This is a genomic window from Tardiphaga sp. 862_B3_N4_1, from assembly GCF_051811085.1.
In the GTDB taxonomy this organism is placed as follows: Bacteria; Pseudomonadota; Alphaproteobacteria; order Rhizobiales; family Xanthobacteraceae; genus Tardiphaga; species Tardiphaga robiniae.
In genome coordinates this window covers 776,940-789,651 of record NZ_JBPWQB010000002.1, presented here as the reverse complement: position 1 = coordinate 789,651, position 12,712 = coordinate 776,940, and the positions used below count along the sequence as shown (strand labels likewise).

Below are 12,712 nucleotides of genomic sequence, written 5' to 3'. Positions count from 1 at the left end.
CCGGAGCGATCGGGTCTTTGTCCTCACGGACAATTCCACGACGCCACGTTCTCAGCCTCTGCCCAATGCTTCTCTGACCGTCTTCCAACGACCCGAGCCGAGGCTGCGCGAGCCATGCTTGCGCGCGTCCTGACTTGGCCCTTCTCCGGAAAGTGCATCGCATGATCAAGATCAACAGTGTCGGCAACAAATTGGGTCTTGCCGGTCTCGTTGGCATCTTGCTCTCGGCGGGCGTCGTGGCGAACCAGATGAGGACCGAGACCGCGATCTCGGAGGTCAACCGTCTGGCCGATGTGCAGCAGAAAATCGCCGATAGCGCGATGGAGGCCGACGGCCAGATGCGCGCCATGCAGGTGGCCAGTCAAGGCCTGCGCATGGCCATCACGACACCCGAGATTGACAAGAACGCGGCCGAGATCAGGGCCGCCAAGGCTGCGCAGGACCGCATCATCGATGCCGCGTCCGCCCTGGCGACCAGGCAGGAATACAAGGACAATTTCGCGAAGATTAAATCGCTGACGTCAACCTATCTCGCCGCTGCCGACGAGATCGTCGGTCTGCAGAAGAAACTGCTCGAGCTCTATCGCAACCGCAACGTCGCCGTGATCGACTGGAACCGGCATCTCGACCAGCTGCGCCTCACCACTGCCGTGACCGAGGCGACGAACTGGCCTGAAGTCGATGGACAGCTCAAGATCGCGGACAATGCCATCAACGCTGTGCAGGCAGCCGCATGGCGTTATGCGTCGATGAATGAAGTCACGCAAAAGGGTCAGATTATCACCCGGGCCAAGGTGCTGACCGACGCACTGGCCAAGGCCAGCGTGTTCGAAGACAGCGAGCTCGTGCAGAGCGGTCTGATCCAGCTCGGCACCGACATGAAGAAATTCATGACGGCCACCGATGAAGCGATCGGCAGTAACGACCAGAAGACCGATATCGTCCGCACCAAAATCACGCCCGCCGCTGTGGCAGCATCTCAACTGGTCGCGCAATCGGTCTCGTCGGCGAAGGCTGCGGTTGGAGAGGCCCGGGCGCAGGCCGCCGAGGAAATGGCACGATCCGGCCAGGTCAATCTCGCGCTCGGCCTCGCGGTCGTGCTGGTGCTGATCTGCACCATGGTGTTCTCCTTTGTCGGCGTCGCACGGCCGATGACGCGCCTGAACGGCGCCATGGGCAAGATGGCGGCCGGCGATCTCGATGTCGTCATCCCCGGCGCCAAGCGTGGCGACGAAATCGGCGATATCGCCAAGACCGTTACGGTCATTCGCGCCAATGCCGAACAGAAGGCACGCGACGAGGCGTCGGCCCGCGTCGATCAGGACAATCTGGCCGCGGCGTCGCGCAAGCGCGAAATGGTCGAGCTCGCCGGGACGTTCGAACGCGCCGTCGGCAATATCGTCGACAACGTCTCCTCGGCGTCGAACAGACTCGAGGAGTCCGCGGGCGCGCTGACGGCAACAGCCGAACAGGCCAAGGAGCTGACCGCTGCAGTCGTTGCTGCATCGGACGAGGCATCCACCAATGTGCAGGCGGTTGCGTCATCGACCGAAGAGATGTCGTCATCGGTCAACGAGATCAGCCGGCAGGTCCAGGAATCTGCGAATATCGCCAACTCGGCCGTGGCGCAGGCGCGCAAGACCAATGAGCGTGTGGCCGAGCTCGCCAAGGCAGCGGCCCGGATCGGCGATGTCGTCGAGCTCATCAATACCATTGCCGGCCAGACCAACCTGCTGGCGCTCAACGCCACCATCGAAGCGGCGCGCGCCGGCGATGCGGGCCGCGGCTTTGCGGTGGTTGCGTCCGAGGTGAAGGCGCTGGCCGAACAGACCGCCAAGGCGACGGGCGACATCAGCCACCAGATCAACGGTATCCAGGCGGCGACCCAGGAATCCGTCGGCGCCATCAAGGAGATCGGTGACACCATCGGCCGCATGTCCGAGATCGCCTCGACCATCGCCTCTGCCGTCGAGCAGCAGGGCGCGGCAACCCAGGAAATCTCGCGCAATGTTCAGCAGGCAGCGCAGGGCACGATGCAGGTGACGTCGAACATCACCGATGTACAGCGTGGCGCCAGCGCGACCGGATCAGCTTCGACGCAAGTGCTGTCCGCGGCGCAGTCGCTGTCCGGCGAAAGCGCGCGGCTCAAGCTCGAAGTCGGCAAGTTCCTGGACTCCGTCCGGGCCGCATAAATTCATGCTCCTCCCATAATGGGGGAAGCAGCAACGAAGACGGCGCCCGTCGCCGAAGCCAGATCAGATCCCACCTAGGAAGCCAATGATGTCGCTGCTCAATCTCCGTATCCGCGGTCGCCTCTATGGTGGTTTCGGCGCGCTGGTCCTGTTTGGTCTCGCCAGTTCGGGATTTGCCGTCTGGCAGATGACGGAAGTTGGAACGCAGGTCGACTCCCTGAACATTCTTTCGGCCAACACGATCCGGGCCTCGGAGATCGCCTCCGAACTGCACGCGATCCGCGGTGCCGTGTTGCGCTATTCGTTCGATCAGGATGAAGCGGCGCTTGCGGATGCCGACAAGCGTCTCGCCGGGGTCACCGCCAGCCTGGATACGGTGATCAAGACCAGCCGCTCGGAAGAGCGCCGCGCCGCCTACCGCACCATCGAGAAGGACGTTGCCGACGTGAAGGCGCAGCGCCAGGCGCTTGGCGAGGCCATCAAGCAGATGGTCGCCGGCCGGGAAGTGCTGCAGGAAGCCGGCGACAAGCTGTCATCCAGCCTGCGCAAACTGGTGATCAGCACGCGCAACACCATGTATGGCCAGGGTTCGACCAAGCTCGAATCCGATACGCTCATGGTGCAGATTGCGAATTGGCGCTTCTTCGTTAGCCGCGACGAGAAACATATCGAATCGTTCAAGGATCACGTCCGCATCGCCGAGCAGCAGATCGGCGAGATGGAGAAGATGCAGATGCCGCCGACGCTCAGTGCGTTGTTCGGCACTATCCGCAGCAACCTGAAGAGCTACGCCGCCCAGTTCGAGAAGGCTGCCGCCAGCCTGCAGACGGCAGATGGCATCTTCAACAAGTCGATCAGCCCGACCGTCGTGAAAGCGATCGGCAAGGTCGAGACCATCAAATCCGACATCCAGCAGGTTCAGTCGCAAACCGTCGCCGCAACCAGCAACCGCATGTCGACGACGAGCATGCTGCAGCAGATCGTGGCCGGCGTCGCTACTGTGGTCGGTCTAGCGATTGCCTTCCTGATCGCGCGCGGCATTATTGGCCCTCTGTCGGGCCTGACGGCTGGCATGAAGCGGCTCGCTGACGGGGATTTCAGCGTGGTGCTGCCGGGTCTCGCCCGCAAGGACGAGGTCGGCGACATGGCGCGTGCGGTCGAGACCTTCAAGGTACGAGCCGAGGAGAAGGCGCGCGCCGAAGCCGAAGCCAAGCTGACGCAGGACCAGCAGGCAGCGATTCAGCGCCGCCGGGACATGATCCGTCTCGCGGACGATTTCGAGGGCGCCGTCGGCAGCATCGTCGAGAACGTGTCATCGGCCTCGAGCCAGCTCGAAGAATCGGCGGGCGGACTGACTGCGACCGCCGAGCAATCCCGCCAGCTCACCGCCATCGTGGCCGCAGCCTCCGACGAAGCGTCGACCAATGTGCAGGCGGTGGCGTCATCCACCGAGGAGATGTCGTCCTCGGTCAACGAGATCAGCCGTCAGGTTCAGGAGTCGGCCAATATCGCCAACTCCGCGGTGGCACAGGCCCGCAAGACCAATGATCGCGTGGCTGAGCTTGCCAAGGCGGCCGCGCGGATCGGCGATGTTGTCGAGCTGATCAACACGATTGCCGGCCAGACCAATCTGCTGGCGCTCAATGCCACCATTGAAGCGGCGCGCGCCGGCGATGCCGGTCGCGGCTTCGCGGTCGTTGCATCGGAAGTAAAGGCGCTCGCCGAACAGACGGCCAGGGCAACCGGCGACATCAGTCACCAGATCTCCGGCATCCAGGCCGCGACTGAAGAGTCGGTCGGCGCCATCAAGGAAATCGGGGACACCATCGGCCGCATGTCGGAGATCGCGTCGACCATCGCATCTGCCGTCGAGCAGCAGGGTGCGGCGACACAGGAGATCTCGCGCAACGTTCAGCAGGCCGCGCAAGGCACGATGCAGGTGAGCTCGAACATTCTGGATGTGCAGCGCGGCGCGAGCAACACGGGTTCAGCGTCGTCGCAGGTCTTGTCCGCTGCGCAATCGCTGTCCGGCGAAAGCGCGCGGTTGAAGCGCGAAGTCGGCAAGTTTCTGGACTCCGTTCGCGCGGCATAGGACAAAACGTCACACGATCGCGCGCGTTCGCCTGACGAATAAGATACAACTAGCAAACAGCCCGGATGCGTCATCGCATCCGGGCTGTTTGTTTTGGTGAGTCAAACGATGACACGCGCGACAAAAAGTCATTCCACTTTAAAGCGTTTGCGCGGCTGAAATTAACCTGAAGTTCTCGCAACCTGACGATGATCGGATTCGAGATTGCCTCTTGCGTTGCGGGTGCGATTCGCGACGTGCAAGGTTGGCTGTCAGTGGTTCTCCCAAGAAGGGCATGTCGCATGTCGCTATTCAATCTCCGCATCCGTGGCAGGCTGTATGGGGGCTTCGGTGCGCTCGTGCTGTTCGGGTTGGCCATGGCGGGTTTCGCGGTGTGGAAACTCACGGAAATTCGCGACGACGTCTCGGCGATGAATGCCCAGTCCGCCAATGCGATGCGCTCGATGGAGATTTCGGCGGAACTCCAGGCGCTTCGCCGCGCGATGCTGCGCTATACATTCGATCAGGACGAGGCGTCATTCGCTGAAGCCGAAAAGCTGCTGACTCAGGTCGGTGGTGTGCTGGAAGAGACGATCAAGGCGAGCTCGGAGGAGCGTCGGGGGGTCTATCGCGAGGTCGAAAAGACGATCAATGATTTGAAGAGCAAGCGAGTCGATCTCGGCAACACCGTCAAGGAGATGATCGACGGCCGCAAGGCACTGCTTGCCGAAGGTGAAAAGCTTCAGACGGACCTGAAGAAGCTCGTGCTCTCGACCCGCAGCTCACCATTTGCGCAAGGGTCGACGACGCTGCAATCCGAAACCCTCCTGGTCCAGATGGCGAACTGGCGGTTCTTTGCCGGCCGCGATCAGGACAATGTGACGCTGTTCGCGAACAGCGTGAAGAATGCGCAGCAACAGATCGCCGAGATGGAAAAGTTCGACATGCCGCCAAGCCTTGCGGCGCTGTTCGAGTCGATCAAGAAGGGACTGGTCAGCTACTCCAGCGTGTTCGATAAGGCGTCCAACAACCTGCTGAAGATGGATCAACTCTATTACAACTCGATCACTCCGATGGTGGTCAGCGCCATCCGCAAGACCGACGGCATCAAGGCAGCGATCCAGCAGGAGGTCGTGAGCGCGACGACAGCCAATGAGCAGCGCATTTCCGGCACGATCACGCTGCAGCAGATCGTGGCCGGCGCAGCGACCATCACCGGTCTGCTGATTGCGTTCCTGATCGCGCGCGGCATCATCGGGCCACTGTCGGGTCTGACGGCGGGCATGAAGCAGCTCGCCGAGGGCAATTTCGGCGTGGTGCTGCCGGGGCTCGGCCGCAAGGACGAGGTCGGCGACATGGCGCAGGCTGTCGAGACATTCAAGGTCAAGGCGGAAGAGAAAGCCCAGGCGGAAGCCGAGGCACGGATCACGCAGGATCAGGCGGCGGCCTTGCAACGCAAGCAGGACATGATCCGGCTCGCCGACGATTTCGAAGGTACGGTCGGTGAAATAGTCGAGGCGGTGTCGTCCGCGTCGACCGAATTGGAAGCCTCGGCCAGCACGCTGACGTCAACAGCGGATCGGTCGCAGCAGCTCACCACGGTCGTCGCGACGGCGTCGGAGGAAGCCTCCACCAACGTGCAGTCGGTGGCGTCCGCCACTGAGGAAATGGCCTCGTCCATCACCGAGATCGGCCGTCAGGTCCAGGAATCCGCGCGTATTGCCAATGAGGCCGTGGACCAGGCTCAGAAGACCAATGATCGCGTCGGCGAGTTGTCGAAAGCTGCCGGCCGCATTGGCGCGGTGGTCGAGCTGATCAACACCATTGCGGGGCAGACCAACCTGCTGGCGCTCAACGCCACCATCGAGGCTGCGCGTGCAGGAGACGCCGGCCGCGGCTTCGCAGTGGTCGCGTCCGAGGTGAAGGCGCTCGCCGAGCAGACCGCCAAGGCCACCGGCGAGATCAGCCAGCAGATCGCGAGCATCCAGACTGCGACCGATGATTCCGTCTCGGCGATCCGCGAGATCGGCACGACCATCGGCAAGATGTCGGAGATCGCGTCCACGATCGCTTCGGCTGTCGAAGAGCAGGGCGCGGCGACGCAGGAGATTTCCCGTAACGTGCAGCAGGCTGCGCAAGGCACGATGCAGGTCTCGTCCAACATCATCGACGTGCAGCGCGGCGCGAGCGAGACCGGCGGCGCGTCGTCTCAGGTGCTGTCGGCAGCGCAGTCGCTCTCGTCAGATAGCAACCGTCTGAAGCATGAAGTCAGTCGCTTCCTGAACTCGGTCCGCGCGGCCTGAGTTCTCCAACATCGCAATTCACTGGCTTGAGTAACGGTGCGTTCTCCGCACACCGCCACTCAAGCCGCTGTATGCTCCGAGAGAATTCAGGGCCTCGAAATATCGCGTGCAGGGAATCGCATGATGAGGTTGCAATTTTAGATTGTTAATTCAGAACCTCTGATGCCTGAACTCGAACTCCATCACTGTCTGAAAAGTCCGAATTGCTCGACGACCATTGCGGTACCGGCTCAATTTGAGTGATTGCATCATCGGCGCGTTAACGTTTGTGTCAGAAGCGCGGTGGTAGGTTCCTGCCCATGAGCAGGTGATTTGATCGATCATCGAACGTATCGCCCGCTCATATGAGCCGATGACGCTTCTCGTTCAGGATCGGCTCACGCCAAGCTTCGCGTGCCCGTCGGATTGCCGCCGGGCTGCGCCAAAAATGACAACCGCTTAGCATTCGACCATTTCACGCGACGCCGGACTCCGTCCGGCGAAGGACGACCCGACTCATTTTTCTGCCGCTTCATTCCCAGGAACTGTCATGGCCTTCATCCAGAATCTGCGTATCGGCACGAAGCTCGCGATTGCGTCCGGGCTCGGCATCATTCTCCTCGGTGTCATGATCTATATGCAGACGATGGGAAGCGCAGGCGTTCGCCAGTCATATCAGACGGCCGGCGTCTATCAGGGCATTGCGCAGAACGCTGCCGAGGCCAAGGCCTCGTTTCGCGGCATGCAGATCGGCGTGCGTGACTTCCTCGGGGCAACGAAAGTGGCCGATGTCCAGAAGGCCGCCGACTATTTCACGGCGCGTACTACCGCCGGCCTTAAATTTTCGGCTCAGATGCTCAAGCTTGCGACCGCACCGGACGAGCGCGAACGCATCGGCAAATTCCTCGACATGATGACGACCCTCGGTAAGGGCGGCGACAAGATCGGTGTAATCCGCACAGATATCTTGAATCTGCAGGCGACGCGCAACGAAGCTGGCGAATTGTCTGCGGATGCCTCCACGCGCATCACTGCACTGGGTGCGGAGATCGTGAAGCTCCGCACCGACGTGCTGCTACCCATGAGTGCAGAACTCGACAAGCTGGCCGATACGATCGTCAATCTGGCTAAGGAGAACGTCGAGCAGCAGACGAATGCTGCGGCGAACGAGGCCGCTGCGACCGAGCGAGACTCGCTGATTCTCGGTGGTGTGGTCGCCCTGATGCTGATCGGGACCTGCGTGTTCTCGGTGTTCACCATCGGGCGTCCGATGCGCGCGCTGAGCCGTTCGATGGAAGAACTCGCCGAGGGTAATTTCGGTGTGGTGTTGCCGGGCCTGGGCCGCAAGGACGAGATCGGCGACGTCGCTGGCGCCGTGGAGAAGTTCAAGGTCAAGGCGCAGGAGCGCGCCCGCGCCGAAGCGGACGCTCAAAAGCAGCAAGAGCAGATCGCCGCCGAGCAGCGCAAGCGCGAGATGATCACGCTGGCAAACGATTTTGAGAGCGCAGTCGGCGAGATCGTCGAAACAGTGTCGTCGGCATCGACTGAACTCGAAGCGTCGGCGGGCACGCTGACGTCGTCTGCCGAACGTTCGCAGCATTTGACCACCATGGTGGCAGCCGCTTCGGAAGAGGCCTCGACGAACGTACAATCCGTGGCATCGGCGACCGAGGAAATGGCGTCATCCGTGAACGAGATCAGCCGCCAGGTTCAGGAATCTGCGCGTATCGCCAGCGAGGCGGTACAGCAGGCCCAGAAGACCAACGACCGTGTCGGCGAGCTATCCAAGGCGGCCAGCCGTATCGGCGACGTGGTCGAGCTGATCAATAGCATCGCGGGGCAGACTAACCTTCTGGCGCTCAATGCGACCATCGAAGCCGCCCGCGCCGGTGAAGCGGGCCGTGGCTTCGCCGTGGTGGCGGCCGAGGTGAAGACGCTCGCGGAACAGACCGCCAAGGCGACCGGCGAGATCAGCACGCAGATCGGCAGCATCCAGTCCGCCACAGACGAATCGGTCAGTGCCATCCGCGAGATCGGCGTCACCATCGGCCGGATGTCGGAAATTTCGTCCACGATTGCTTCGGCCGTCGAAGAGCAGGGAGCCGCCACCCAGGAGATTTCCCGCAACGTGCAGCAAGCCGCGCATGGCACCCAGCAGGTCTCGTCCAACATTACGGATGTGCAGCGCGGCGCCAGCGAGACCGGGTCGGCCTCGTCGCAGGTTCTTTCGGCAGCACAGTCGCTGTCGTCGGACGGCGCGCGGCTAAAGGTCGAAGTCGCGCGGTTCCTCAACTCTGTTCGCGCGGCCTAGGCCATGCGGGATCAGAACTGATCATTCTATCGAGCGATAACAGGACGTCCAGCCATGCTCTCGAACATCTCTATCAAAGCCAAGATCACCATCGTTATCGCTTTTCTGTTAATCGCAATGACGGGGATGGGGGCGCTTGCTGTCAGCAAGATGCAGACAATTAACGCCAATGCGTCGGACATCCAGAAGAACTGGCTTCCAAGCGTCCGTGTGCTCGGCGGGCTGCGGGCGACGACCATCGATTATCGCAATCTGGTGCGCGCGCACATCCTCGCAGCCAATGCTGACCAGATGCAGAAGACCGAGGCTGGTATCGACACCATCGTCAAGCGGGCCACCGATGAGCGGACTGCCTATGACAAGTTGGTATCGAGCCCCGAAGAGCGCGCAATCTTCAACGACTGGAGCAAGGAGTGGGACAACTACGTATCACGCAGCCAGGAAATCTTTGTGCTCGATCGCAAGAATCTCGGCAAAAGCAGTCAGGAAGCCCATGAGCTCAATCTGAATGTGATCAATCCGCTGGGATCCAAAGCCGATTTTGCCCTGCGCAAGGCCATCGAATTCAACGACAAGGGTGCGGCAGCATCGGGACAGAAGGCCGATGAGAGCTATGGTTCGGCGCTGATGACAGTCATCGCGATCATTGCAGCGACGGCGGTCATCGGCATCGGTGTCGGCATTTATCTGGTCAAGGACGTGTCGTCGGGTATCGCTTCGATCGTGCAACCGATGCAGGCGCTGAGCGCCGGCGATCTCACGGCGCATGTGGCGCATCAGGGCGAAAAGACCGAGATCGGCGCGATGGCCGACACGCTTCAGGTGTTCAAACAGGCGCTGATCGACAAGCGCGCGGCGGATGAAGCTGCCTCTGCCGACGCCGAAGCCAAGATCGAGCGTGGTCGCCGCGTTGACAACATCACCCGCGAATTCGAATCGATGATTGGCGAGATCGTGGAGACCGTATCGTCGGCATCGACCGAACTCGAGGCCTCCGCAAGCACGCTGACCGCGACGGCCGAACGTTCCCAGGACCTAGCCACTACAGTGGCGGCAGCGTCCGAAGAAGCCTCCACCAACGTCCAGTCGGTGGCATCGGCCACTGAAGAAATGGCCTCGTCGGTCAACGAGATCAGCCGACAGGTGCAGGAGTCGGCGAGCATCGCCAATCAGGCGGTCGACCAAGCGCGGCGCACCAACGATCGCGTCAGCGAACTCGCCAGCGCTGCGTCCCGCATTGGGGACGTTGTCGAGCTCATCAACAATATCGCCGGCCAGACAAACCTGCTCGCGCTCAACGCAACCATCGAGGCGGCGCGTGCCGGTGAAGCGGGCCGGGGCTTCGCGGTCGTGGCTTCCGAAGTAAAGGCATTGGCCGAGCAGACTGCCAAGGCGACTGGCGAGATCTCGACGCAGATCTCCGGTATCCAGGCGGCGACGCAGGAATCGGTTGGCGCCATCAAGGAGATCGGCGACACCATCGGCCGGATGTCCGAGATTGCCTCGACCATCGCATCGGCGGTGGAAGAGCAGGGCGCCGCAACGCAGGAGATTTCGCGTAACGTCCAGCAGGCGGCACAGGGTACCATGCAGGTCTCGTCGAACATCACCGATGTGCAGCGCGGAGCGTCCGAGACCGGCTCTGCGTCGTCGCAAGTGCTTTCGGCCGCGCGGTCGTTGTCATCGGACAGCACACGTCTCAAGAATGAAGTCGGCAAGTTCTTGAACTCGGTGCGCGCTGCCTGACGGGCTTGAACACAAGTGTACAGCGTAAAAAGCCGGCGCGTGAGCGTCGGCTTTTTTGCGCGATAGTGTTGTTATGCGCGAGCGCTACGTTCGCTCAAGAAGCCATGCACGAGAAGCAGTCATGATGCACTGCTCCTTAACTTTATCCGGACAATCTCGATCACGAGATCGTTGAAAGCTATCGACGCTCGGCCGGCAGCTCCAATGCATGCCGTGTCTTCAAACCCAGAAAATGCCATTCGTGCAGTTGCGCGCCAACGGTCAAAAACCGAGGGACCATCACCTATGTTTGCCAGCCTGTCCATCCGCACCAAGATCACTCTTGTCGTCTCGTTCCTGCTGCTCGCCATGTCAGCAATGGGCGCGCTGGCCATCAAGCAGATGTACACCATCAACGGAGCGACATCCGACATCGTCACGAGCTGGCTGCCGAGCGTGCGCGCTCTGGGTGAAGTCCGCGCTGCAACGATCAGCTATCGTTCGGTGGTTCGTGGGCATCTGCTTGTGACCGATGCCGCAGATACGAAGGTCCAGGACGACACGCTGGTGCGTTACGCTGAGATGCTCGACAAGGCGCGCAAGAGCTATGAGCCGATGATTTCGTCGCCCGAGGAGCGCGCGATGTATAGCGAATTCAACAAGCTCTGGAGCGAATACATAGCGGCGTTGCAGCCGGTTCTTGCGTTGTCGCGCAAGAACGCTCGTGATGAAGCGCGAGATATGAACGTGAAGGTCAACCAGATTGGCTTCAAAGCGGACGAAGCCCTGCAGAAGGATGTCGAGCTCAACAACAAGGGAGCTTTGACAGCCGGAGAACTGGCGACGGACAGCTTTGGGGTCGCCATCAAGATGGTGATCGGTTCGCTCTTGTTTGCGATTGTTGTCGGCATCGGTGCGGCTATCTTGCTGGTGCGCGATGTCTCCGCCGGCATTACGTCGATCGTGCTGCCGATGCAGGCGCTTGGCACAGGAGATCTGACAGCAAATGTTCCGCATCAGGGCGAGAAAACCGAAATCGGTACGATGGCGGATTCGCTTCAGGTATTCAAACAGGCGCTGATCGACAAGCGCGCGGCGGATGAAGCCGCGGCGGCCGATGCAGAAGCCAAGATCGAGCGCGGTCGCCGCGTCGACAGCATCACCCGCAACTTCGAATCGATGATCGGCGAGATCGTGGAGACGGTGTCGTCGGCATCGACCGAACTGGAAGCCTCGGCAGGTACGCTGACCGCCACGGCGGAACGTTCGCAGGAATTGACCACGACGGTTGCCGCAGCCTCCGAAGAAGCATCTACCAATGTTCAGTCAGTGGCATCGGCAACCGAAGAAATGGCCTCGTCGGTCAACGAGATCAGCCGACAGGTGCAGGAGTCGGCTGCGATCGCAGGGCAGGCGGTCGATCAGGCACGCAAGACCAATGATCGCGTCGGCGAGCTCGCCAGCGCTGCGTCGCGCATCGGCGATGTGGTCGAGCTGATCAACAACATCGCAGGCCAGACGAACTTGCTGGCGCTCAACGCCACCATCGAAGCGGCGCGTGCCGGCGAAGCCGGTCGCGGCTTCGCCGTCGTTGCCTCCGAGGTGAAGGCACTCGCTGAGCAGACTGCCAAGGCGACTGGCGAGATCTCGACGCAGATCTCCGGTATCCAGGCGGCGACCCAGGAATCGGTTGGCGCTATCAAGGAGATCGGAGACACGATCGGGCGGATGTCCGAGATTGCCTCGACCATCGCATCGGCGGTGGAAGAGCAGGGCGCGGCGACGCAGGAGATTTCTCGCAATGTTCAGCAGGCGGCACAGGGCACGATGCAGGTCTCGTCGAACATCGTTGATGTGCAGCGTGGTGCAACAGAGACTGGATCTGCCTCGACCCAGGTTCTCGCTGCGGCGCAATCACTGTCCTCGGACAGTACGCGATTGAAGGATGAAGTCAGCAAGTTCCTGAACGCGGTGCGGGCAGCCTGAATTTCAATACAGCATGATCAAGAAAGCCGGCGCGTGAGCGTCGGCTATTTTGTGGATTGCATGATCTGTCGCAGGCAACGCTATCGCATCGGGATTATGCAATAACGCAGTTCGTGCTGCACTGCTTTTTAACTTTATCTCGCCA

At 61.2% G+C, this 12,712-nt stretch carries 6 protein-coding genes; all 6 read left to right on the top strand.

Going from position 1 to position 12,712, the window contains the following annotated elements:
• Positions 1 to 161 precede the first annotated feature (161 nt).
• The 6 genes from AB8B02_RS20945 to AB8B02_RS20920 all read left to right on the top strand — a co-directional run bounded on the left by AB8B02_RS20945 (position 162) and on the right by AB8B02_RS20920 (position 12,567).
• Positions 162 to 2,192 (top strand): methyl-accepting chemotaxis protein, encoded by a 2,031-nt coding sequence (locus AB8B02_RS20945; RefSeq protein WP_439065068.1) that lies wholly within the window; start codon positions 162 to 164, stop codon positions 2,190 to 2,192.
• A gap of 88 nt (positions 2,193 to 2,280) precedes the next feature.
• The gene (locus AB8B02_RS20940) at positions 2,281 to 4,284 is read left to right on the top strand and encodes a methyl-accepting chemotaxis protein (RefSeq protein WP_439065067.1); all 2,004 of its coding nucleotides are present in this window, start codon (positions 2,281 to 2,283) and stop codon (positions 4,282 to 4,284) included.
• Positions 4,285 to 4,565: 281 nt separating this feature from the next.
• On the top strand, positions 4,566 to 6,566 hold the full coding sequence (locus AB8B02_RS20935) for a methyl-accepting chemotaxis protein (RefSeq protein WP_439065066.1): 2,001 nt from the start codon (positions 4,566 to 4,568) through the stop codon (positions 6,564 to 6,566).
• A gap of 529 nt (positions 6,567 to 7,095) precedes the next feature.
• Positions 7,096 to 8,856 carry a methyl-accepting chemotaxis protein gene (locus AB8B02_RS20930; RefSeq protein WP_439065065.1) on the top strand — a complete coding sequence of 587 codons (1,761 nt, stop codon included), beginning with the start codon at positions 7,096 to 7,098 and terminating at the stop codon, positions 8,854 to 8,856.
• 54 nt (positions 8,857 to 8,910) lie between these two features.
• Entirely contained in the window at positions 8,911 to 10,602 is a 1,692-nt protein-coding gene (locus AB8B02_RS20925; RefSeq protein WP_439065064.1) for a methyl-accepting chemotaxis protein, read from the top strand.
• 285 nt (positions 10,603 to 10,887) lie between these two features.
• Positions 10,888 to 12,567 (top strand): methyl-accepting chemotaxis protein, encoded by a 1,680-nt coding sequence (locus tag AB8B02_RS20920; protein ID WP_439065063.1) that lies wholly within the window; start codon positions 10,888 to 10,890, stop codon positions 12,565 to 12,567.
• Positions 12,568 to 12,712: the final 145 nt, after the last annotated feature.